Below are 22,565 nucleotides of genomic sequence, written 5' to 3' on the forward strand. Positions count from 1 at the left end.
CCCTTGGGGCTCCGCCCCCCGCCCCCGCCACTGCACGCGAAGTCACGCGCGGATGGGCGACGGCTTCAGGAGTGATCGCTGGGCGGGCGGTTGAGCAGCTGCCGGAAGAAGTCGGCGGCCACAGGGCGGGCGCGGTCGCGGTCGCGTAGTTCGTCGTGGCCGAAGCGGAACACCTCGTAGCCCCGGAACTTCAGGTCGCGGTCGCCGGCCATGGTCGCGGCGTACTTCCCGCTGTCGGGCACGGCTCCGTTGTCGCGGGTGCAGTGCTGGCTGCCGTCGACCTCCATGATCACGCGTCTGCGGCCTGGCAGGAGCATGAGGAAGTCCATGCGCAGGTTCTGCATGGCGTTCTCGCCGCGTTCGCGGACGGTCTTGTGGTCCCAGTGCATCCAGATCTCCGGCAGGAGGGCGGGCACCTCGTGCAAGACGTCCTTGTACAGATGGTGGTACAGCCAGAACAGGTGACGCTGTCCCGGGGATCCGGGAGGCAGGGACGCCTTCATCCGCTCGTACAGACCCCGGCTCGCCTCTCCTGGGTCGGTGGTGCCTCGGGTGGCCTGCCACCAGGACAGCAGGTCGCGCCAGAGCAGCCCGTCCTTACCGACGGGCGTGTCATAGACCAGGACCTTGTCGGCGCGTGCGGCGATCTCGATGTCGTTGTCGATTGCGCTGGTGAAGCGGATGTCGGGGCGCGCCCACCGGCTGCAGGTGCTCGTTAGCCAGGTCCACGAAGCGGCGCTGCGCGTGCTCGTCGGGCAGGACCGCGGCTGAGACCAATCCCTCGAGAAAGCGCCCGAACCGGGGGTGGGGTGCCTCGAACGCGCCGAGGCGCTCGAAGAGGTCTTCCGCGCTCCAGTCGTCGCGGAATCTGATGACGTGGCGCGCAATCTCGTCGCGCAGGCTGACCGTGGGGGTGCCCCACTCCCCCAGCCAGTCGTCCCCGAGATCCCATAGCCGGCCCAGCATGGCGAGGAAGCGGTCCGGGTATTCCAGGTAGTCGTCCAGGTTGAGGTCCTTGGCCAGCTCCCGCCGGGTGCGGTCGGGGACCTCGACGTAATGGCGGCCGAGCCACACCACGTCCTGCAGAGCATGACGTTCGGCGGTGAGGAGCACCTCGCTGTCCAGTACGGCCTCGGCGACCTGGGGCAGACGGCCGTCCGGGCAGGCCTGCAAGCTGGCCGTCAAACGCTGGTGCTTGGTGGGGCCGCCGTCATCGTTGGCGGGCGGCGGCGGAAGGTGGAGGCGGTCGCACAGCTCCGGCAGGTCCTGGTGCCGGTACCGCTCGTACAACGTGCCCAGCACGCCCTCGAGCAAGCTCCGCAACCGCGCCAGATCCACCTGCTCAGCCATCACACGATGATGAGCCAGACCCGGCCCTGGTTCCAGACAGGGCCAACGCCCCCTGCCCGCAGACCAGGCGACATCCGCGCGGGCAACGGAGGGGGACGCCGCTGTGGTCCGCTGCGCGGTCCGGGATCACCGGTAGCACCAGGTGCTGTCCCGGACAGCGGGACCACCTGTTGCATGCCAGTGCATCGGTTATACGGCGGGGCACGATGGCGTCGGCAGTTGCCGCTTGCCCAGCCGCACAAGCCTTGTCCGATGGTCGAGCGCCCGGTGCCGTCTGATCGCGGCGACGCCCTGAAGGAGGGTTCGTGAGACCTGTCAAAGAACGGTGGGCCGCGTGGAGGCGGCGGCGTCGGGCGGCGGCGGAGGACCGGGAGCGATGGCGGCGGTTTGCGCGCCGCCACTCGCTTGTTCTGGAGCAGGCTGCCGGCATCTCGTCCGTGACGATCGTGTGCCACGGGGACACGTGGCGGTTCGTGGAAAGGATCGCCTTCCCTGCCACGCACATCCTGCTCGTCTCCTGCATCCGGGTCTTTGCTGAGCCCTTTCCCTGCGACCGCGTCGAGCGCGGCACGGCGGGCATGGTGACCGTGACGCTTTCAGGGCCGCACCTGGTGCGGTGCCTGTCCGTCTTCTGGTCGGTGCGGGTGCTCGGCCCCCGGTTCGCCGAGCCGTCGTGGTTCGCGATGATCAGCCGCCTGTATGCCTTGCTGGCCGAGCTGGTCGACGGCATCGACCCGCAGTCGTGCCGAGGCGGCCTACCTCCGCTCATCGTTGACGCCGGCCTGAAGGCCGACGAGCCCGTCACCGCCTGATGTCTCCCACCAAGGGTGGACATCAGCGGTTCGCAGGCTGCGTGTCCACCTGCTGGGTGCCAGGATCGGGTATCGCCTCCAGTGCCGTCTGCGCGCCCTTAGGCTGGCCCGGCCACGCCGACCACTCACCTCGTTCACGGCGCGGCCCGGGAGGACGTCGATGACCGACCACGCAGCCGCCGCCACTGTCCGGACGCCGGCGGACCCGGCGCGGCTGACGCTGGAGTTCCGTCACAGCGACCGGTTGCTGGACCCGGCCGGCTCAGGCACGCAGACCTGGCAGGTGCTCGTCATCGCCGACGGTGAGACGGTGGGTAGCGTGCAGGCCACCCGGGCCTGTGGTGGAAGGCCGACGATCTGCGCGAGCGCCTGACCGACGAGGGCTCCTTCGTCGCCGAGGTGTCGCAGCAGCTACTGGACCCGGACGGGTCGTTCACCGACGACTTCGAAGAGCTGATCGAGATGCCCGGCAATGTACTGGTCCTCGACCGGTGCGAGATGACACCGCCCTGGGACGACCCGCTGACGGTGGCCGGGGTGGCCGCTGCCGTCGTCGACCGGCTGACCGACAACCACTACGCCGTCGTCTTCCCCCGGGCCGGGGCGTCTGGCGCCGTGGGGGCGCTGCTGCTGGAGCAGGCCGGGATGCTTTTGGAGGCCGTCGAGTTCAGCGATGACTTGCTGATCCTGGACACCTCGATGGCCGCTCCCGAACAGGCCGCCCATCGGGTGCGGGAACGCCTCAATGATCGGTCCCGGTTCGGTGGTGTCGACTTTGAGGATCTGGACGAGGAGGACTGGCCCGCGGACGAGGAGGACCAGGTCCTGACCCCGCGGACGGCAGCCGTGCTCCGTCTGGCCATGGAGCAGGCGTCGCAGGAGGCGTGGCAGGAGGTCGCTGCCCTGGGCGACGAGCCGTTGCCGCGGGGCGCGGGCGGGCTGTTCGGTGCCTTGCCGCCGGTGACCTTGCGGCAGGACGGCTACTGGCGGCGGCAGATGGCGCGGACTTTCGATGACCTGGCCGCCGACCTCGCCAAGGGCGGTGTGGTGCCGCTGTGCACGGGTGAGGAGATGGCCCTGCACCTGGGCATCCGCCGAGCCCAGAACATCCACCACAACCGACCCCGCGTGGTCGCCCAGACCGTAGAGGGGCTGCCGGCCGCGGCCCGCGATTTCGACTGGTACGCGTGCTCCGACCTGCTGTTTGAGGACCATGACGTGCTGGTGCTGTTCGATGACGCCCTGGACGGCATCGAGGACAGCGACAACGACATCAACCAGGCCTTGGGCATGGTCAACATCGCTCCGCTGGACTGGTTCGCCCCGTTCGACGAGGACCGGGCCCGCAACCCCGAACGGGGCTTCCGCCACCCCTGACCCACGGCACGCCGCCGGGGGAACACTGGCTCGAGGCAGTGTGTCCGGACCTGTGCAACGCGTGTGCTTCCCCCAGTCGGCACGTCGATCTCATTCTGAAACGTCAGTTAGCCAAGGAAGACAGGACCGCCATCGCCACCTTCGTCATGCGCGGCAATTGGGACCCCATTTGTCGGAGCCGGCTCAGGGGCGGACAACGACCTGCTCGAGCAGGTCTCGAAGGACGCGCTGCTGCTGAGGGTCCAGGCCGTCCAGGGGTGAGTCCTGGGCGAGGACTTCGAGAACCTGGTCGCGGAGGGTGTTGCCCTCGGTGGTGAGGACGAGGTGCTTGGCGCGGCGATCGGTGGGGTGCGGGCGGCGTTCGACCAGGCCCTGTTTCTCAAGCTTGTCGATGACAAAGGTGGTGTTGGAGGGTTCGCAGCTCATGCGTTCGGCGAGCTCTCGCATGGTCATCGGTCCGGTCATCTCACGCAGCGCGGTTACCTGGGGCACGGTGAGGCCCAGTGTGGCGGCGCGTACCCGTACATGATCGTCGATCTGCTGGGCCAGCCCCTTCACCAGGCCGCACACCCTTCGCTCGGCAGCGGTCTGCTCCAGGGGGTTCGTCATGCATCCCACCCTATCAAATCCATCAAGTCATAATCGTTAAAGTTTGCATTATTCAAGCTTGATGCTTACGGTGGAGTCATCGCTTCATGGGCGACGCAACGACGAGTCCGACATCGGAGGACAAGCGACATGACGTATTCCACGGCAGACCTCGGCGAGCGGCTGACGCAGCCGGCGGGCGTCCGGTCGATACGGCTGGGCGACGTGACGGTGACCTACGTACCGGACGGAGTGGCGCGGATCAGGCCGCGCGATTTGCTTCCCGATACCACCAGCGAGGTGTGGGCCGCCCGACCTGAGTTCTTGGACGAGTCCGGCAATCTGGCCGTGAGTATCGGCGGCCTGCTGGTGGAGAACGGCGACCGCGCACTGTTGATCGACGTGGGGATCGGGCCGCACGACTCGCACGCCGCGGAAGGCCCGGTCGCCGAGATGGGCGGCGGTGCGTTCCTGGACAGCCTGGCCGCCCTCGGCCGCAGGCCCGAGGAGATCGAGGCGGTGGCCTTCACTCACCTGCACCAGGACCACATCGGTTGGGCCTGGCATCCCGCCCCAGGCGGTGACCGGCCCGCGTTCGCCCATGCCGACTACCTGCTGTCCGAACCGGAATGGGCCCAGCGCGATGTGCTGGAGGCGCAGGGCATGACCACGGAGATGGCCGGGCTGGCACCGCACGTCCGCACCGTTGCGGACGGGCAGGAGATCTTCCCGGGAGTACGGATGCGGATCGGCGCCGGTCACACGCCCGGACATGCCGAGTACGTCATCACCTCGGGCGGGCAGCGGCTGATCGCCTTCGGTGACGCCATGCTCTCACCGATCCAGGTCGAACACCCCGAATGGTCCTTGGCCTTCGACGGCGACCCCGTACCGGCAGCCGACTACCGCCGCCGTCTCGTCGCCGCGTTGGAAGAGCCCGACACGATCGGGTTCGGCATTCACTTCGCAGATGTGGTGTTCGGCCACGTCCGGCGGGACGCCGACGGCCCCGCTTGGCGTCCCCTGGACGCTTGACCTGTCCACGACGACCGGTGAGGCCCTGTTCCGGTACAGCCGCCACCCGCCCTGTGGCTCAACGTAGCGAAGAGCGGATCAGGCCCTCACTACTCCCCCGCCGCCCACTCGCACGGACCAGCCACAGCCGGGGCGAATCAGCGACAAGGCGATGAGCCACGAAGCCGGGGGCAACACCAGTGATTCCGACAACCGACGGAGAAATGAGAGAAGCACGATGAAGCACATCAAGCTGGGGGACCTGGACGTCTCCCGTATCGGTTTGGGCCTGGTGTCGATGTCCTACGCCTACACCGGCGCCAACACGGACGACGCCGAGTCGATCCGCGCCATCCACCGGGCCCTTGACCTGGGGGTCACGTTCCTCGATACCGCAGAGGTGTACGGCCCGTACATCAACGAGAACTCCTCGGCAAGGCACTCAAGGGCCGCCGCGACCAGGCCGTGGTGGCGACGAAATTCGGCATGATCTCGCATACCGGCCGGCCGTCCGGGCAGCTCGACAGCAGCCCGGCCAGCATCCGCACCGCGGTCGAAGGATCGCTCAAGCGGCTGGGCACCGACTACATCGACCTGTACTACCAGCACCGGGTCGACCCCGGCACGCCCATCGAGGACACCGTCGGGACGCTGGCCGAACTCGTCCAGGAGGGCAAGATCGGCCACATCGGCCTGTCCGAGGCCGGACCGGAGACGATCCGCCGCGCCCACGCCGTGCACCCCATCACAGCCGTCCAGTCGGAGTACTCCCTGTGGGCCCGGGACCACGCCGAGGCACGGGTGCTGCCGCTGCTGCGGGAACTGAACATCGGATTCGTGCCCTACTCCCCCCTGGGCCGCGGCTTCCTCACCGGGCACATCCGCTCCACCAGCGGCTTCGACGACACCGACCTGCGCAAGAACAACCCCCGCTTCACCGGCGAGAACTTCCAGCACAACCTGCGCATCGCCGACGACATCCAAGCCATCGCCGCCGAAGCGGGAGCCACCCCGGCGCAGATCGCCCTCGCCTGGCTGCTGGCCCAGGGCGACGACATCGCCCCCATCCCCGGCACCAAGCGCGTGGCACGCGTCGAGGAGAACACCGCCGCCGACACCCTGGAACTGACGACCGAACAGCTCGAAGAACTCAACAGCCTCCCCCCGGCCGCCGGCGCGACCCACGACGAAGCCAGCATGCGCACGCTCGAACGTTGACTCCCGGCCGGGATGCGACCACGCGCTCACGAGCCAGTGGCAACGCACCGTCGGTGCCCGATGCCGCATCTTCGGCAGAGCGGGGCCAGATGCCCGGGTCGGGTACGCGCGGAGCCGTAGCGAGAAGGCCCGGCCGGGGTGATGTCCTTCACCGGTGGCACTCCGTCCTGGGTGACGTCGGACGTCACAGTTCGATGCCTTCCCGAAACGCACGGACCCACAAGAGAAGGGACCATCGTGATCAGTGACGAAAAGCCTGCAGTTGCCAGTGGAACGTTCCTCCTCGGCGGGGATCTCCCGGTCCACCGTCTCGGATACGGAGCGATGCGCCTCACTGGGCCGGGTACCTGGGGGGAGCCGGCTGACCGGCCCGGGGCGGTACGGGTTCTGCGTCGGGCCGTGGAGCTGGGCGTCAACTTCATCGACACCGCGGACTCCTACGGTCCGTTCGTCAGTGAGCAGATCATCCGCGAGTCCCTGCATCCCTACGACGCGGGTGTGGTGATCGCGACCAAGGGCGGGATCAGTCGTCAGGGGCCCGACCGGCGGGTTCCGCTGGGGCGGCCCGAGTACCTGAGGCAGCAGACGGAACTAAGCCTTCGGCACCTCGGGGTGGAACGCATCGATTTGTACCAGCTGCACCGCGTCGACCCCAAGCTCCCGCTGACCGAGCAGGTCGGCACCCTTGCGGAGCTGCAGAGGGAAGGCAAGATCCGGCACATCGGACTGTCCGAGGTCGGTGTCGAGCAGTTGAAGGAGGACCGGACCATCGCGGAGATCGTGTCCGTGCAGAACCAGTACAGCCTCGTAGAGCGTGCGCACGACGACGTGCTGGAGTACGCGGAGCGCCACGGCATCGCCTTCATCCCGTGGAACCCGATCGCGGTGGGCCGGCTGGCCCGCACCGGCGGCCCGCTCGCGAGCGCCGCTGCCGCACACGGCGCCACCCCGGGGCAGCTCGCGCTGGCCTGGTTGCTGCACCGGTCGCCGGTGATGCTCCCGATACCCGGGACGTCGTCGGTGGCGCACCTGGAGGAGAACATCGCGGCGGCCGGAATCCAGCTGTCGGACGTCGAAATCGCCGACCTCGACAATAGCCACTCGGTCCGCGGTTGAGTTCCGAGCAAGTGGCTGGCGGGTCGGCTGGTGCTTGATCCCAGGAGGCCTGCCGGCGATCACCAGTTCGACGCACCGTCGGCGGCGGGCTTACCCCTTGCTCAGTGCCCGCGGAGAGCTAACGCATGTCACGACTACACCGGAGATCACCCATGAGACTTGGACTTCGTCTGCCCCAGAGGTTGGGAGTAGACCTGCAACACGACGTGGTCGAAGCGGCCAGAACGGCGGAAGCGGCCGGCTACAGCAGCTTGTGGACGTATGAACGGCTTCTCTTCCCGGAGACTCCCGTCGAACCGTATGCCCCGCCGAACGTGCCGTGGCCCGAAGCTCAGCGGCAGGCGGCCGACCCCCTGGCAGTCCTGACGGCAGCGGTGGTGGCGACCGAACAGGTACGCCTGGGTACTGCCGTTTTGATCGCCGCGCTCCACACGCCCGTCCAGTTGGCGAAGCAGTTGGCCACCATCGATCAGATCAGCGGCGGCCGCATCGTCGCGGGTCTGAGCACCGGCTGGTCCACCGACGAGCTTCAGGCCACTGGCGCCACGCCAGCGGATCGTGGGCGCTTCCTCGACGAGACGCTGGACGTTTTTGACGCCGTGTGGGGGCCGGACCCGGTCACCTACCGGGGTCCCCGTACGGTCATCAACAAGGCGTCGGTTCTGCCCAAGCCCGTATCGCACATTCCCGTCATGCTGGGCGGCGGTAGCAGCAACCTGGGCCGCAGCACCAGTACCAAGGCGGTACAGCGCATCGCGCAACGCGCAGACGGCTGGCTGCCGATACTCACCACCCCCGGGCCGGCCGGAGCCGCAGCACTGCGTGCAAGCTGGAACCGCATCCGGGAAATGGCTTCCGAGTATGGCCGGGACACGAACCAGATGGAGATGGTTGCGGTGGGGAATGCCACCTTCACCGAGCGTCCGGCAGGGCCGGACCGTGCCGCGTTCGTCGGCATTCTCGACCAGATCATCGACGACATCCACACGGCAGCAGAAGCGGGCGCCGACGAGCTGATCGTGGACCTGAATCTGCAGGACTGGTTCACCAGCACTCGGCAGATGCTCGAGACAGCGGTGGAGATCCGCGAACGGGCCGACGTCTCGTGAACAATGCGGCCAAGGCGGCGGCTAGCAGCGCGACCGCTGCGGTGAACAAGGCCAAGGACACCTTCGACCTGGCCCGGGAAACCGAAGCGGCCGACTGACGACCCGCACAGACGCGGCCATCGAGCGTGCCCGCTCGATGAAGACCACCTCCGAAGCCGCGATCTCGGCCTCCGCGACCCCCCAGGTCGAGGCCCTGTCTCTCGACGACACCGCGACCGCGCTGGCCGAGGAGGCCGGACGGCCCGACGTCGACATCCAGGCCACCGCCGCCAAGAGCCGCCAACTTGCCATGCAGGCGCTGAAACTGCTCGGCCCGTGGCACTAGGAAGCCGCCGCCCGCGCGCTGTCGGGCACCGATCAGGACGTCCTGGACTACCTGCGCACCCGTTGGAAGGAGGCCAACGACGTACGCGAGCGTGTCGTCGACCTGAGCGACCAGAGCCCCTACGCCTCCGTCCGTACCGCCGCTGCGGAAGCCTTGAGCACCGGCACCCCGGAACAGGTCGAGGCCTTCTACGCGTCCGGCCAGTACCAGGCCGGACGCGACGACATGAGGGTCGAGGTCGCCCGCCTTGCCGAAACCGGCGGCCCCGGCGTCAGCGGCGCCGCCAAGGCGGCACTGGCCGACGGAAACGGCTCGGTCCTCGCGAAGTTCCTGCGCATCGGCCAGTACGGCGAGCGACTGTCCGACGAACGCGTCATCACCGCCCACCTCGCCGAGACCGGCGGCGCCGAACTCCAGGCCGCCGCGAAGATCGCGCTCGCCGGGCCACCTGAGCTGATCCACGAGTTCGTCAGCACCGGCCAGTACACGGCCCAGCGCAAGGACGACCTCGCCGCCACCCACATCCACCAGGTCCAACGGCCCCTCGCCGAAGGCTCCCTGATCGCCGCCCGCGCACAGGAGAACGCCCGGTACGCCGCCGAAGCTTCGCTTAGGGCCCAGAACGCCGCGCAGGCCCCGGCTGTCCGTCTCGGCGGCGGGCTGCGACTCCCGGGAGGCGGGGTAGGCGGGGTGGGCGCGGGCGGCGACGGTTCGGGCGAGAGCGGCGGCCGTCAGCGACAGCATCGCAATCAGGCCGAGGCCGTACTGCGGGCCGAGCAGCAGCAGGGCGCCGCTCAGGAGAGGGCCGGTCAGGATGGCGCCCTGGTCGATGGCGGTCTGTGCGGCCTGAACGCCCGCAGCGCGGGGGCCCGTTGCCACGGTGGCGCCCAGCGACTCCGCCGCGAGATAGGTGACCTCGGCCGCCACGCCGCAGCCGACACCGACCGCGGCGATCGCCAACGGCCCTGCCCCGGCCGCGTACGCGGCCATGCCGGCCGCGACCAGGCCGCCGCAGGCGAGACCGGCCACCAGCATCACGGTGCGGGCCGGTACCCGGTCGACCAGCGAGCCGCCGACACCGATCGCCAGCAGCCGCGGCAGCCACTCGGCGACGAAGACGACGCCCGCCCAGGCCGTCGACCCGGTCAGCTGATACACCACGACCGGCGTCACGTACGCCGCGACCGACGTGGCCAGCCCGTCGCACGCCCGCAGGGCGTGCACCCGGGCCACCACCGGACTCCACCTCGTTGCGCGATGCGCCCTCGGGGCGGCGGTCGCCGTTGCGTTGTGCGCCATGACCGCCGCTCTCAGGCCGATACCGGTACGGGAGCGGTGGGCTGGCGGGTGCGTATGGAGGTCACCGGGATCGACGTCCTTCAGGTCGGCGAAGCAGAGGCGGGTCGGAGCCCAATGTGCCGCTCTGGCGGGGAGCCTGGTCAGGTCACGGGCCGCCCGGCGCAACGCCCGCCGCCCGGTACCAGGGCCCGGCACGGCATTCGACGCCCGCGTCCCGCCACCAGGAACGCCCCCGGCACCGCATTGCCAGCGTCGATCGTGCCTCGAGCGAAGACGGCACCGTCACCGATGTCGGCACGGGCCCTGTCAGAGGGGCGCTCTCGCCAGTGAAGGGGTGACGCGATATGCGCGGGCTTCAGCGATCGGTGACGGCTAGGTTGTCGCCGTGCATCCCATCCGGTTCGAGGCCGTCCCACGCCACGGCATCCACATCTTCCACTACCTCCCGGGCGACGACATACCTGTGTCCAGGCACTGGCCAGGGCTGTTCGGAGAATGGCCGCAGAGACAGACACCGTTCTCCGAATGGGCGGTGAACAACAACAACATGGAGGAAATCGCCGTCTACGTGGGTCTGATCTGGCGCCTCACGGACGGGCTGGCCCGCTATGCGATTCCGACGTACTACCGCGACGACGCCACACAGACGCTGGGACGCGAGCCGATCATGGTGGATTGGGAGTACGACGTCGACGCCGAGCAACTGACCCCCCTGTCGCGGGACAACGGCTTCGTTCCCGGGCGCTCCGCGCTCACGATCTGCCCTCAGCCCACCGCGTGGGAGGTGGAGAACGCCAGTCGCGCGGGCCTGTTCCCGCTGGCGACCCTGCGGGACATGGTGTCCGCGCTGCACGCCGTGCTCTTCGACGCCTCCTCGGAGATCACCGTGTTCGCCATTCCCCCAGGCGCCGAACGCCTCGAGCGCCTCACCGCCGCGTTGCGGGGCCCAGTACGCCCGGCCCTAGGCGACGTCCTCGAAGACGACGGGATCTTCCTCGACCTCACGATCGGCTCCGATCTCGGCAACTACGACTCGATCATCGTCGCGTCGAGTACTGATCTGCTGAGCCCGCTGACCAACCTTGCTGCGGACTGCGCGCAGCGTGTCGAGTCGTACGAACAGCGGCTGGATGAACTCCGCAGTGTCCCTGATTTTCTGCGGGCGATGCCCCAGCTCACGGGTGTGGATCTGGACGCTTCCTGAGCACGACCCTCTCCTGCAGCGGCGGCGAGCGCTGAGCTGTCCGCCCCGCCGCAGGAGCGGACGCTCCCTGCCGACAAGGCTCGGCGGCATACCGGAACGTTGCGGGCCCTGTACCGGTTGGTGCGGGGCCCACGGACGGTCCGGTGGGGCGTCAGAACGCGCCCAAGCCGGATAGAGCCCAGCTCCCTTCGTACGGCGGCCGCCTAGGAGCCATAGCGGCATCTCCACGGCGGGCCCCCGGGGCGAAGACGCCGGACCCCGTGCACCGCATCGTGTTCTGGCCCGCCGCCGCCGTGGTTGGACCAGGGCGTACCGCGCGAAGCCGCTCGGATCGCGTTGCCCGCACCGTCCCACGGGACAGCAAGGCACCGTCGCGACCGTCCCGTCCTGTCTGTCGGTGCGGCCCTGCCTGTGTCGGAGCCGCCCGATACGGTCACCGACGTGAGCAGGCACCAGGCCTTCGGTGCCGACCGGCGCCTCGCGTGCCGCAATCCACGACCATCTGGCAGGGCAACCGCATGAGCATCGTTCCCGCACGTGACGTCGCCCGGCCGACACCTGCGCCGCGGCGGCCGAAGAACTCGACCGTTCGCCATGGGCAAGCGTCGTGCGCGGACTACGGCTGCCGCCTGGTCGTATGCCGGCAAGCGGCGCGACGAGCGCGCCGTCAGCGGGACGCGGAGCTGCGAGAGCGGGGAAGCGCCCGGGTGGCCCCTGGGGCGGCCATCGCGTGGGCGCAGCGGCTGCAGGTGCGGGGCATGTCAGCCCAGGACATCGCCGACCGTTCCGGGGTCTCGGTGACCTTGGTCCGTCGTCTGCTGCGCGGGGTCAGCCGGCCGATCGCCCGCACCACCGCCGACGCCGTGCTGGGGGTGGCCATGCCGCCGCGGCACCTGCCGGCCACGCCCGGCCTGACCAGTGCCCGCGAGGCGTCACGGCTGCTGGCCGATCTGGAACGGGCCGGATGGCCCGCCACGTTGCTCGCCCGGCGTCTTACCGTGCATCCGCGCACCATCGCCGAGATCCGCTTGACACGGCGCACGCGGATCCATCTCGACCTCGACGTCCGCATCCGCGAGCTCCACCGGCACCTGATCCCGCTCGATCCGGTCAGCGAGGGCGTACGGGCCGCCGACGCCGCCCGTGTACGCACTCTGGCGCAGCGCCGGGCCGCGTAACCGCCCAAGACGTCCGCTGCGGGCTGCTACCAACGATGGCCGGAGTACGTCCTCGAGGCCCGGAGTCAGCCGCGATCCGGCTGGGTGCCGCTCACCGGGGGCGTGCCGCAAGGCGGCACGCGTACGGGGATTGCCCGCCGTCGGCTCCCGCCTGGCGGACCGGGCCGCGATGCCCGGGCCGCCAGGGGCGGATGGGGCGATAGACGGAAGCACACCATCACCGTGCCGAACGCCCTGTGGAGCCCCCGTGAGAGCGAGCGTCGTCCCCGTCCCCACCATCGCGGACCTGGCCATCCGGGCGCTGCCCTGGGACCCGGCCGAGCACCTGAACCAAGCCGCCCGCCGCATGCGCGGGCGCCAGAGCCGGACGCTGGGCTTCCCCGGCAACGCCAACGTCGACCTGAGCGCCTACGGTTCGCTGCTGAGCGTGCTGTTCAACAACGCCGGCGACCCGCAGTCCACCGACGCCTCCAACATCGGCGCCAAGACGTACGAGCTCGCCGTGTTGGAGTACTTCGCGCACGTCGCCGGCGCCGACCCCGCCCAGGTGTTCGGATACGTGGCGTCCTCGAGCAGCGAGGCGCTGCTGCACGGCCTGTACACCGCGCGGCAGGCGCTGCCGGACGCCGTGGTGTACGCGTCGGACCAGGCGCATCACAGCGTGGCGCGGGCGTGCGAGGTGCTGCGGGTGGAGATGGTGACGGTCGCCTCGCGGCCGGACGGCAGCATGGATCCGCAGGATCTGGCCGACCAGGCGGCGCTTCGCGCGCGGGGGCGGATCTACCGGCGCCGGGTGGGGGCGATTGTGGTCGGGCGTGCGGGTCGACGATGCGGGGCGCGGTCGACGACATCCGTGAGCTGCGCCGGGCGGCGGCGGTGGCCGGACCGGTGCACCTGCACGTGGATGCCGCCGGTGGCGCGCTGATCGCGGCCCACACCGATCCGGCGCCGCGGTGGAGCTTCGCGGACACGGCCGACTCGATGAACATCAGCGCGCACAAGGTGTTGGGTCTGCCGGTTCCGGCCGGGATCTCGCTGGTCCGGGCCGAGCTGGTGACGGCGGCCGACAGCGGCGAGTACCTGGCCACCACCGACCATACGCTGGCGTGCTCGCGGTCCGGGCTGGCGGTGCTGCTGCTGTGGGCGCGGCTGCAGGAGCTCGGGCAGACCGGGGTGGCCGCCATGATCAGCCGGTGCCAGGACGTCGCCGCCTACGCGGTGGACCGGCTGGCCGAGGCCGGGGTGAACCCGAGCAGGTTCCCCGGCTCGCTGACCGTGTGCTTCGACCGGCCCCCGGCCGCCGTGGCGCGTCGCTGGCACCTGGCGTGCGAGGGCGGGCTCGCGCACATCGTGACCACCGGTCACGTCACCCGCGCCGCCATCGACGAGCTCGCCGCCGACCTGGCCGCGGCCCGCCGCACCGCGCCGGTGGAGCCGCTGACCACCGTGTCGGCTGCCGCGGTGTCGTAGTCCAAGCCGCGTGCCGCCGTCTGTTTTCCTCTGCGGACGCCGGACGGTCCCGGGACCTGCGCGACTGGCTGCGCGGTGCGGTGCAGAGGCGGCCGGGCTGCGAGGCGGGCGAGGACCTGGACGTGTTCAGCGAGCTGGACGGGCAGGTCCGGCTCTCCTCGCCCTGTTTCGAGCCGATGCGGGGCGGTGGGGTCACCCCCCGGTCACTGCATGATCGTCCGCGGCAGGTGCCTCGAGTTGGCCAGGCAGTAGTAGAACTGGAGGACGTAGCCGCGCCCGATCTGGATCTGTGTGGGCTCGTAGGCGCGGGGATACGCGCCCGGGTCCGCCTCCACAAGCTCCCGGAGCTCCACCGCCGTCCAGCTTCCGCCACCCGAACCGCGCTCGCTCCCGCCGACCTTCAGCAGCGCCTCCACCGGGCCGCCGCACTCGCCGCAGCACAGCTCTCCATCGGGTTCCGCCGGGTCCCGGAAGGTGGACTCCGCCGGCCAGCCTCCCGCCTTCCAGCCGGGCGCGACGGACAGCTCCCACTGGTACTCCAGCGACGCACGCTTCGACCAGGCCGTGACGCGCTGCTGCAGTTCCTCGCCCAGCAGATGCAGCGGCGGGAACTCCCGTATCACCTCCGGCTGCAGCAGGCACGGCGTCGGCACATGGTCGGCCCACTCCACGTAAACCGGCTCCGGCGGCTCGGCCAGCACCTGCCGCACCTCGGCCGCCGCCCGCCACCGCAGCTGCACCGCCGGCCAGCAGCCTTCAATGTCCGGCAGCGGAAGCCATAGGACCTGGAGCAGGTCTGTCCCTTCCGGGAAAGGCAGGTCCGGCACGTCCCGCGCGTACAGCTGCGCGACCGGTATCAGCGGCATCGGCCCGGACGACGGGATGTCCTCCGCGTCGTAGCCGTCCATCAACCGCGTCACCGCAAGTCGCTCCGCCAACGTCCGCTCAGGCAAGGCCAGCAGCTCGCGCAGCTCGCGTACGTCCGCAAGCGTCGTCACCGGCATGAACGGCGGATCCGGCAACTCGAAGACCGGCCACTCTTCGTCAACGGGCCACAGCAGCGGCCCGCCCACCGAGCTGTCGTGCACGGTCGGCACCCCCGGAACGGGGTGCAGTCGCACCGCCGTGCGGGCCATCCCCGCCAGCTCCGGGAACTCCGCGCCCACGTCCACCGGACGTGGTGGCGTCGTACGCGTCATGTCTCCCCCTCATTGTTCGACGCCGCCCCTTCCAGCGGCGACGCCCGCCATCCAAGCACTCCCTTGTGACACGGGTGCGCGGTGCGTACGGCGTCGGCGATCTGCTGCGGGCCATCGGTGATCTCGGTGGCCAGGCCGTACACGCCGCTGCCGAGACGGATCCGGCCGTCGGTGGTGCGGTAGGCGCCGTGCTCGGGTCGCACGCGAGGCAGTCGCATGACCATCCCAGAAGAACGCCGGCCGAGGAGAAGGAGGAGCACGGCCCCGGAGGGGCCGAAGGCCGGGCCCGCGGCCCCGGGCAGGTACCCGGTGCCAGAGCGGCGCGGGCGCGGCTTGATGGGCAGGAGTTTGGTTGGTTCCTGCCCGAGGTAGAGAGGGCACCGACGGGGCATAACCGTGCCCTCACCGTCAGCGCGCCAGGGTGTGCGCCGGCGACGTCAACTGACGTCGGTGCAGGGGCTGTTCGTGGTCTCCATCCGCTCCAGCCGGCGGAAGCCGATGCGCGCCGGGGCTGCGGACTGGGTCTTCGCGGTGGTCTTGGTCAGCTTGGACATGATGACTCCTCGTGGGCGAGGCCGATGGGAAGGCACTCATCGCAGCACCGGCACCCCACACGCGACAACCAACACCCCCGGGATTGGCCAGCTTGACCCACGATCTCCCGCCGTACGGGATGGTGGCGGGAAAACACCCCCGGCTCGGGGGTGGCCGGACCAAGAGAGGATGAGCGCTACATGCAAGCGCTACCGGGACCGCAGGAGATCGACCTCGCGCCGTGGAGCGCCCGGCACACCTTCCCCTCGCCCGGCGACGTCGACCGCGAACTCGCCCACATCGCCGAAGCTCACCCGCACTGCCGGCTGGAGCAGCTCGGGCTGTCGCGCGGCGGCCGCCCGGTCACGATGCTGACCGTCCCCGGCGGCCCACGCCACGTGCTGGTCGTCGCAGGCCCGCACCCCAACGAACCTGCCGGGCACCTGACGGTCCTCGCGCTGTCCCGGCTGCTCACCCGCACCGGCAACTGGACCGGCTCGATCGGCTGCACCTGGCACCTGGTCGGTTGCATCGACCCGGACGGGGCCGCCCTCAACGAGCACTGGACCAGCCAGCCACTGGACCTGGACGCCTACCACCGCCACTTCTACCGGCCGCCCCTGGCCCAGCAGCCCGAGTGGACGTTCCCCGCGCCCGGCTGGGCCCGGCCGCTACCGGAAACCACGATCCTCCTCGAGCTGCTCACCACGCTGCGGCCCGAGGTCTACATCGACCTCCACAACGCCGACTTCGGCGGCGCGTTCGTCGTCGTCAACCGCCCGCACCCGGCCCTGTCCGGCGCGCTGCGCGACGCCGCCGCACGGCACCGGATCCCGCTGAGCCACGAAGGCATCGACACCGCCAGCTGGGCCAAGGACGGCCCGGCCGTGCATGTCATGCCGCCCGCCCGCGAGATGGTTGTCACCCCGCCCGGCGCGGACGGGCCCTCCCATGGCGCAAGCAGCCTGCACCACCTCCCCGAGGGCGCGATCGGCGTCATGCCCGAGGTGCCGCTGTGGCCGGCCCGCACCCTGCCCACCCCCTACACCCGCGGCCCGGACGGCACCGGCTACGCCGACCTGATGCGCCGCGCCGCCGCCACGCTCCACGACCGCGCCAAGCTGCTGAAGGCGTGCCTGGGTCGCGCGCTGCCTCACCTGCCGGGCGACGCTGTGGGACTCCATGGCCGGCGGGCCGGTCACCCGGGGCCAGTACGCGGCCGCCGACGACGGCGCGGTCTCCTTCCCGCTGCGCGCCGCCGGGATGCTGCTGCGCGCCCTCGACGCCGTGCCCGCCGCCGCCCGCCCCGCGCGGCTCGAGGCCGAACGCTCCGCGGTCGCTGAGGCCTTCCACGCCTGGATCAAGGACCTGCAGGCGACCACTCCCACCCCGTACCCGCTCCAAGCGGTCGTCGGCCTGCAGACGACCACCGCCCTGCACGCGGCCGCCATCGGCCCCTGACCCGCACCGACGCCCGCCCGGCGACGGCCTCACGCGGAAACCGCACTCAACAGTCGATGTGACGTGCGTCACATTTCCGGCCGGAGTTGTCGTTTCCTGCCCCTGCCGCCCCTTGGAGGTAGAACCGCAACTTCAGGAGGAACGCAATGAGTCCATCGCACAGCCGGACCCGCCTGGCTCTCTATGTCGGTACCGCCGATCCCGTGCCGCTGTCATCTGACGATGAACCCGGGATGTTCAACCGGCTGGGACGTTGGCTCACCGGTCGTCCCGTAAGGGGCCTCACGACCCTGGCCCGGCGCGCCGGAGTCCGCCCGGACCGGCTGCTCACCAGCCTGATCGTCATTCCCGACACCCCGCAGCTGCAGGCGCACTACGCCGATGACGACATCCCGTTCGTCATCGACGGCACGCTCGAACCTGAGGTCCTGCAGTTCATCGCACACTGCCGCCCGCTCAAGCGTTCGGATCTGCGCAAGGCGCTGCCGTGGAAGCGACCGCTGACGCTGGACCCGTCAGCCTCGATCCCACTCCCGCTCCCGCTCCCAATCCCGGTACCGCTCGGGACCGCGTCCTGGCCGCGGCCGGTCGCCACGTGCGCCGCGTATCGCGAGGCACACGCCGCGCAAAAGGCCTACGTCATGACGGGAGACGAGTCAGCCGCTGTCGCCTTCGCTCGCAAGTGGCTCAAGGGCAGTCACCAGCCTGCGGCTGTCTCCCTCGGGCTCCTCCTTACGGATTGGACTGGCGTCGAACTGTTCGACGAGGACTCCGTCCTCACCGAACTGGACCGCTGCGTCCGGCAGGCCAGTTCCTGGGAGAAGGCGATCTGGGACCACGAGCACCGGCACCAACGCCTGACCACACTGGGGCAGCCGGTCGCCGGTGACGGCCAGACCCTGGGCGACATGATCGCTGATCGGCGAGGCTCCACCGAGGATCAATACCTTGAAGAGGTCATTGCCCATCCCTGTATCGATGTCGTCCTGACCACCTTCACCGAGCAGCAGAAGCAAGTCGTGCAGGAGTACGCGCGTCTCGTGGGATCCGGCGCGGGCAGAAGCTGGCACCTCGCCGCCCTGCGGGTCGGTGTCCACGACCCGAAGCCCTTCGGCGACTCAGTGCGTCGCAAGGTGCTCTGGTTCTCCCGGCAGCACAAGCAACAGCCCGACGCCGCGACATGCCTGTGCCGCCACTACAAGCGCCGTGACACCGCTCTGGAGGAGATGTGAGTAGCGTGGGTTCCTGGCTCGTCGACCTGCTGGCCCTGCCTCTCCACCTGCCGGCATGGCTGATCGCCGTCATCATCGCGGCGCTCCTGGCCACCGTGCTGATCAAGGCAATCACTGACGCCAAGGTCCGCCTCATCCGCGCCCGAGGCGAATCCGACCTCACCGTGGCCGCGTACAAGTGCGGCCTGAATCATCGGCGGTGGATGTGGAACCGCCGGGACCGGAACCGGCACATCCGCGAAGCCCCTCCACCGAGGAGGGCGCCAAGGCGCTCCCACCGGTGAAAGGCGAAGCCCCGGACCACGTCCGGGGCTTCGCCCTGTTGCAGGCACCTTGCGCCGATCCGCGGCCGTCGATCCCGTTGCGGTTGCCCTTCGGGACCGGGCGCTATCCGCGGGACCGGCGGGAACCCGGCGCAACGCCGACAGGGCCGCCGCTGCTCGAACACGCCGCGTTGGCCCAAGCCTTCGATGGCTGGATGGCGGCGCTGCCGGCGACTGCGGCCGCCCGCACCTGCTCCGGCACGGTCATCGCCCATGCCGTTGACGCCACCACCCAGCCCCTGACCTGCGGCAACGCTTCATCGTGCGCGCCGTGGTGATAGGCGCGCCTAGCCCGGCAGTACGTCCGCAGCCAGCACAGTTATCAGTCTCCCCACTATCTATCGCCAGGGATAATGGGGGGATTTTGGGCACAAAAAACACCAGCGGGCAAAATTTATTCCCCTGGTGGATTATTCAATTATCTACGCGGTTAATAATCCGTCAATGCTTGATGCGTGCCTTAATCTTCGCCTTAATCTTCACCTTAAGCCGGTAGAACTCTTCCGTCATCACGTCAACGCTCTCGCTGATTACGTCGTACGACTGGGCGAAGTTGAAGAACACGGAAGTATCAGTCTGACCGGATGTTGCGAACAGCACGGCCGACAGTAGGACCGCCAGTAGCGCCAGCGAGAGCGTGACGGCGGCCTTCCGGAGGCGTCGGGCATGGTCGTCCACCACCATTGGGGCCTTGACCTGCTGCTTGTCGTTCCAGTTGCGAGGAAGCATGGATGTCTCCTGTCATGTGAGTGAGTGTCATTTTTTACCTCTCTGGTGAAGCTTGAGGATTAATCCTCGGATGTGCACAAAACAAAACGAGGAGGTCACCAGGCAAGCCGAAGGCCCCACGGCGGGGGCCTGTCGTCTGCCGGATCACTTCCTCGTTGCTACGTCTCTATATTACCTCACCGGCCGTCGCCACGTCAATTCTGTTGCGCTGCACATGGTTTGGCTGCCGGGCGGTTCCGTGGAGCGTTGAAGCCGATAGTGGCACACGTCCGGTGTATTGCCAAGAGTTTTCTGCGAGGGCGGTGTTGTGGTCCTTCCTCGCACTGCTGCGCTGCAGGCTGGGGGCATTCCCGTCTTTGATTAGGGAAGACCGCTCCGGGCGTGCCCGTGACGCACGCGTGCCTCCACACGCTCTTCTCAGGCTGCGGGAGAGGGGCGTGCTGCGGCCGCGCCGGGTCGCCCACTGTCTGATGTCAGCGGCGACGGGGGGCGGAGGCGGCGCGGTGGCCGTGGTGTACAGGTCGATGTAGTCCGGGCTCGGGCCAGCTACGCCAACCCGGATGCCTCGCGTCTTCGCCATCCTCGCCAGCCGCGCCCGATCAGGGTGCAGCGGCCGGGCTCGGTTCGACGGGCGAGAGCATGCCTCGGGCGTTGAGGAGGTTGACCATCTCCTTGTAGCCGGCCAGGAACCGATCCCGGGCAGTGCAGGCCTGCCGGTTGAGTTCGTTGCGCTCGGCGGCGGTACCGGGGTGGTTGATTTCCAGGACCTGCGGGCCCTCGTCGGAGATGTCCGTCATGCCGTTCAGCTCGAAACACAGCGCCGCCAGGCCCGCCAGCATCTCCTCATGTGCGCGCCGAAGGGCAAGGTCGACGTAGTCCAGGGGGTCGTCCTGCAGAGCCTCCTCTGCGTCGCACACGGGGTGGCTCACACTCAGCGGGACCCTGAACATCGTCTCTGCCTTCCGCAGCCAGCGGTGCCATGCGCCGTCCGGCGGCAGGAGACCAACCAGTCGTCTGGCCTTGCCCGCGTCGGCGGCCGAAGAGGCTGGTTCCCCGCCTTCGTTCGGGGCCGCTGCTGCCGTCGTGCCCGCCGGGGCTGGGGCGGTTCCGGTGTCGGCAGCTCGACGTTCCCGGTCCGCCGCCTCTCGCAGAGCCAGCCATACGTGCCGGCCACGTCGCAGGGTTCCGGACTTATTCGCGGCCAGGTTCTCGAGCAGCTCGATGAGGACGGTGAACGGGCGGTCGTTGTCCGGCACGCTCTTGCCGTTGAACCACTGGCTGAGCTTGCCCTTGCCCAGTTTCACGGGAGGCTGCTGCTTGCGGCCCCGCAGCTCCAGCGCCTGATACGACGGGTTGCCGGCCTTCTGTCGAAGGTCGCTCAAGTCCGCAGCAAAGCGCTCGACTGCCGATGTCTCTCCCATGTGTCCCCTGTTCAGTCCGAACCCGTGCTGAACAGTAGCTGCCTGCATCGTGGCCTGCACCGATGCCGGGTTCAGCCCGTATCGGGGGGCGCTGAACTCCCGGCTGAACCGGTCTCTTGGCAGTGGGCCGACCGCGGGTCTGTCCAGCCAACGGTGTAACTCGTGTGGTGGGGGTTATCGGCGGCCGGCGGTGAGTCGGCCGTCGAAGGCGATGTCGAAGGCCTGGAGGGCGGGCTTCCAGCGCATGGTCCAGCGTTTGCGGCCGGTGCCGGTGGGGTCCAGGCTCATGACGGCCATGTAGACGCACTTCAGCGCCGCTGCCTCGTTGGGGAAGTGCCCGCGGGCCCGGACAGCCTTGCGTATGCGGGCGTTGACGGACTCGATCGCGTTGGTGGTGCAGACGACGCGGCGGATCTCGGTGTCGAATTGCAGGAACGGCACGAACTCGGCCCAGGAGTTCTCCCAGAGCCGCACGATCGCCGGATACTTGGCGCCCCATTGCTCCTGGAAGTCCAGGAAGCGGTCCTCGGCGGCCTTGGCGGTCGGCGCGGTGTAGACCGGCTTGAGCGCGCGGGAGATCTTGTCCCAGTCCTGGCGGCCCGCGTAGCGGAACGACGCCCGGATCAGGTGGACCACGCACGTCTGGGTGACCGCCTGCGGCCAGACCGTGCCGATCGCGTCGGGCAGGCCTTTGAGCCCGTCGCAGACGACCATGCACACGTCCTCGACACCGCGGTTCTTGATCTCGGTGAGGACCTGGAGCCAGTACTTGGCGCCTTCGCCGCCGTCGCCGGCCCACAGGCCGAGGATGTCGCGGGTTCCGTCCACGGTGACCGCGAGGGCGACGTAGATCGGGCGGTTGGCGACCTGACCGTCGCGGACCTTCACGTGCACACAGTCGATGAAGATCACCGGATAGACCGGGTCCAGGGGTCGGTTCTGCCATTCGGCCATCCCGTCCATGATCTTGTCGGTGATGGTGGAGATGGTCTGCTTGGACACGCTCGCGCCGTAGACCTCGGCCAAGTGCGCGGAAATGTCGCCGTGCGTCAGTCCCCTCGCGGACAGCGACAGGACCATCTCGTCCACGCCGGTCAGACGCCGCTGGCGTTTCTTGATGATCTGCGGTTCGAAACTGCCGTCGCGGTCCCGCGGCACGGCGATCTCGACCGGGCCGACGTCGGTCAGCACGGTCTTGGAGCGGACACCGTTGCGGGAGTTCCCGCTGCCGGCACCGGCCGGGTCGTGCTTCTCATAGCCGAGATGGTCGGCGATCTCGCCTTCAAGGGCCGACTCCAGCACCCGCTTGGTCAGCTGCTGCAGCAGCCCGCCCTCACCGGTCAGCTGCAGGCCGCTCGCACGGGCCCGGTCGACCAGCTGCCCGATCAACTGGTCGTCCAACACGTCCGCCGACAGCTCGACCGGCCGGACCTCTTCAACCGCCTCAACAGAGGCAGTCACGTCGCTCATCAGGTGTTCTTCCTTGATCGGGAGTCACACCGTTCTTTGGGCTCTGTCTCACATTCGGTGGTGACGGAGAGTTGTGAGGGTCGTTGATTTTCATGTGATGGATGTCAACGAGCTGGTGCGGATGGTGTTTTCGGGT

24 protein-coding genes and 1 pseudogene are annotated in these 22,565 nt (G+C 69.2%); 17 read left to right on the forward strand and 8 right to left on the reverse strand.

Features of this window, described 5'->3' with window-relative positions; genetic code table 11:
• Nucleotides 1–65 precede the first annotated feature (65 nt).
• Together PV341_RS29355 and PV341_RS29360 are read right to left on the reverse strand one after the other, a co-directional pair.
• The gene (locus PV341_RS29355) at nucleotides 66–503 is read right to left on the reverse strand and encodes a hypothetical protein (RefSeq protein ID WP_500359402.1); all 438 of its coding nucleotides are present in this window, start codon (nucleotides 501–503) and stop codon (nucleotides 66–68) included.
• A gap of 109 nt (nucleotides 504–612) precedes the next feature.
• Nucleotides 613–1,350, reverse strand: coding sequence for an AbiJ-related protein (locus PV341_RS29360; RefSeq protein ID WP_500359403.1), 738 nt, complete (start codon nucleotides 1,348–1,350; stop codon nucleotides 613–615).
• 473 nt (nucleotides 1,351–1,823) lie between these two features.
• On the opposite strand from PV341_RS29360, the gene PV341_RS29365 reads away from it, so the two are divergent.
• From PV341_RS29365 to PV341_RS29375, 3 genes are all read left to right on the forward strand, one after another.
• Complete coding sequence (locus PV341_RS29365; protein ID WP_500359404.1) at nucleotides 1,824–2,162, forward strand: hypothetical protein; 339 nt, start codon at nucleotides 1,824–1,826, stop codon at nucleotides 2,160–2,162.
• Between the two features lie 160 nt (nucleotides 2,163–2,322).
• Complete coding sequence (locus PV341_RS29370) at nucleotides 2,323–2,535, forward strand: hypothetical protein (RefSeq protein ID WP_500359405.1); 213 nt, start codon at nucleotides 2,323–2,325, stop codon at nucleotides 2,533–2,535.
• A gap of 26 nt (nucleotides 2,536–2,561) precedes the next feature.
• Nucleotides 2,562–3,539, forward strand: coding sequence for a hypothetical protein (locus tag PV341_RS29375; RefSeq protein ID WP_500359406.1), 978 nt, complete (start codon nucleotides 2,562–2,564; stop codon nucleotides 3,537–3,539).
• 183 nt (nucleotides 3,540–3,722) lie between these two features.
• Here PV341_RS29375 and PV341_RS29380 read toward each other — a convergent pair whose 3' ends face one another.
• Complete coding sequence (locus tag PV341_RS29380; RefSeq protein ID WP_500359407.1) at nucleotides 3,723–4,148, reverse strand: MarR family winged helix-turn-helix transcriptional regulator; 426 nt, start codon at nucleotides 4,146–4,148, stop codon at nucleotides 3,723–3,725.
• A 129-nt stretch (nucleotides 4,149–4,277) separates the two neighbouring features.
• On the opposite strand from PV341_RS29380, the gene PV341_RS29385 reads away from it, so the two are divergent.
• From PV341_RS29385 to PV341_RS29425, 9 genes and pseudogenes are all read left to right on the forward strand, one after another.
• Nucleotides 4,278–5,162: an MBL fold metallo-hydrolase gene (locus PV341_RS29385; protein ID WP_500359409.1), complete on the forward strand. Its 885-nt coding sequence runs from the start codon at nucleotides 4,278–4,280 to the stop codon at nucleotides 5,160–5,162.
• A gap of 217 nt (nucleotides 5,163–5,379) precedes the next feature.
• Nucleotides 5,380–6,359, forward strand: a pseudogene (locus PV341_RS29390) (aldo/keto reductase).
• 240 nt (nucleotides 6,360–6,599) lie between these two features.
• Nucleotides 6,600–7,475 (forward strand): aldo/keto reductase, encoded by an 876-nt coding sequence (locus PV341_RS29395; protein ID WP_500359427.1) that lies wholly within the window; start codon nucleotides 6,600–6,602, stop codon nucleotides 7,473–7,475.
• A 206-nt stretch (nucleotides 7,476–7,681) separates the two neighbouring features.
• Entirely contained in the window at nucleotides 7,682–8,584 is a 903-nt protein-coding gene (locus PV341_RS29400; RefSeq protein WP_500359410.1) for a TIGR03619 family F420-dependent LLM class oxidoreductase, read from the forward strand.
• 343 nt (nucleotides 8,585–8,927) lie between these two features.
• Nucleotides 8,928–10,538 (forward strand): ALF repeat-containing protein, encoded by a 1,611-nt coding sequence (locus tag PV341_RS29405; protein WP_500359428.1) that lies wholly within the window; start codon nucleotides 8,928–8,930, stop codon nucleotides 10,536–10,538.
• A 202-nt stretch (nucleotides 10,539–10,740) separates the two neighbouring features.
• Nucleotides 10,741–11,412: a hypothetical protein gene (locus PV341_RS29410; protein WP_500359411.1), complete on the forward strand. Its 672-nt coding sequence runs from the start codon at nucleotides 10,741–10,743 to the stop codon at nucleotides 11,410–11,412.
• Between the two features lie 758 nt (nucleotides 11,413–12,170).
• On the forward strand, nucleotides 12,171–12,590 hold the full coding sequence (locus PV341_RS29415) for a hypothetical protein (RefSeq protein WP_500359412.1): 420 nt from the start codon (nucleotides 12,171–12,173) through the stop codon (nucleotides 12,588–12,590).
• Nucleotides 12,591–12,837: 247 nt separating this feature from the next.
• Nucleotides 12,838–13,515: a PLP-dependent aminotransferase family protein gene (locus PV341_RS29420; RefSeq protein ID WP_500359413.1), complete on the forward strand. Its 678-nt coding sequence runs from the start codon at nucleotides 12,838–12,840 to the stop codon at nucleotides 13,513–13,515.
• Nucleotides 13,419–14,060, forward strand: coding sequence for a pyridoxal-dependent decarboxylase (locus PV341_RS29425; protein ID WP_500359414.1), 642 nt, complete (start codon nucleotides 13,419–13,421; stop codon nucleotides 14,058–14,060). The genes PV341_RS29420 and PV341_RS29425 overlap by 97 nt, the downstream gene beginning before the upstream one ends.
• 203 nt (nucleotides 14,061–14,263) lie before the next feature.
• Here PV341_RS29425 and PV341_RS29430 read toward each other — a convergent pair whose 3' ends face one another.
• Complete coding sequence (locus tag PV341_RS29430; protein WP_500359415.1) at nucleotides 14,264–15,259, reverse strand: hypothetical protein; 996 nt, start codon at nucleotides 15,257–15,259, stop codon at nucleotides 14,264–14,266.
• On the reverse strand, nucleotides 15,256–15,462 hold the full coding sequence (locus tag PV341_RS29435) for a hypothetical protein (RefSeq protein ID WP_500359416.1): 207 nt from the start codon (nucleotides 15,460–15,462) through the stop codon (nucleotides 15,256–15,258). Before PV341_RS29435 ends, PV341_RS29430 begins: the two co-directional genes overlap by 4 nt.
• A 531-nt stretch (nucleotides 15,463–15,993) precedes the next feature.
• On the opposite strand from PV341_RS29435, the gene PV341_RS29440 reads away from it, so the two are divergent.
• The 5 genes from PV341_RS29440 to PV341_RS29460 all read left to right on the forward strand — a co-directional run bounded on the left by PV341_RS29440 (nucleotide 15,994) and on the right by PV341_RS29460 (nucleotide 19,087).
• Nucleotides 15,994–17,136, forward strand: coding sequence for a M14 family zinc carboxypeptidase (locus PV341_RS29440; RefSeq protein ID WP_500359417.1), 1,143 nt, complete (start codon nucleotides 15,994–15,996; stop codon nucleotides 17,134–17,136).
• Nucleotides 17,081–17,254, forward strand: a complete 174-nt coding sequence (locus PV341_RS29445) for a hypothetical protein (RefSeq protein WP_500359418.1) — start codon at nucleotides 17,081–17,083, stop codon at nucleotides 17,252–17,254. Before PV341_RS29440 ends, PV341_RS29445 begins: the two co-directional genes overlap by 56 nt.
• Before the next feature lie 146 nt (nucleotides 17,255–17,400).
• On the forward strand, nucleotides 17,401–18,486 hold the full coding sequence (locus tag PV341_RS29450; RefSeq protein ID WP_500359419.1) for a hypothetical protein: 1,086 nt from the start codon (nucleotides 17,401–17,403) through the stop codon (nucleotides 18,484–18,486).
• A 5-nt stretch (nucleotides 18,487–18,491) separates the two neighbouring features.
• On the forward strand, nucleotides 18,492–18,770 hold the full coding sequence (locus tag PV341_RS29455) for a hypothetical protein (protein WP_500359420.1): 279 nt from the start codon (nucleotides 18,492–18,494) through the stop codon (nucleotides 18,768–18,770).
• On the forward strand, nucleotides 18,767–19,087 hold the full coding sequence (locus PV341_RS29460; RefSeq protein WP_500359421.1) for a hypothetical protein: 321 nt from the start codon (nucleotides 18,767–18,769) through the stop codon (nucleotides 19,085–19,087). The genes PV341_RS29455 and PV341_RS29460 overlap by 4 nt, the downstream gene beginning before the upstream one ends.
• A gap of 163 nt (nucleotides 19,088–19,250) precedes the next feature.
• Here the strand turns inward: PV341_RS29460 and PV341_RS29465 are convergent, their stop codons facing one another.
• The 3 genes from PV341_RS29465 to PV341_RS29475 all read right to left on the reverse strand — a co-directional run bounded on the left by PV341_RS29465 (nucleotide 19,251) and on the right by PV341_RS29475 (nucleotide 22,429).
• The gene (locus PV341_RS29465; RefSeq protein ID WP_500359423.1) at nucleotides 19,251–19,538 is read right to left on the reverse strand and encodes a hypothetical protein; all 288 of its coding nucleotides are present in this window, start codon (nucleotides 19,536–19,538) and stop codon (nucleotides 19,251–19,253) included.
• Nucleotides 19,539–20,137: 599 nt separating this feature from the next.
• Nucleotides 20,138–20,920 (reverse strand): hypothetical protein, encoded by a 783-nt coding sequence (locus PV341_RS29470; RefSeq protein WP_500359424.1) that lies wholly within the window; start codon nucleotides 20,918–20,920, stop codon nucleotides 20,138–20,140.
• A gap of 213 nt (nucleotides 20,921–21,133) precedes the next feature.
• Nucleotides 21,134–22,429, reverse strand: a complete 1,296-nt coding sequence (locus tag PV341_RS29475) for an IS256 family transposase (RefSeq protein ID WP_500359425.1) — start codon at nucleotides 22,427–22,429, stop codon at nucleotides 21,134–21,136.
• Nucleotides 22,430–22,565 lie beyond the last annotated feature (136 nt).

This window comes from Streptomyces sp. PA03-1a (genome assembly GCF_033792805.1).
In the GTDB taxonomy this organism is placed as follows: domain Bacteria; phylum Actinomycetota; class Actinomycetes; order Streptomycetales; family Streptomycetaceae; genus Actinacidiphila.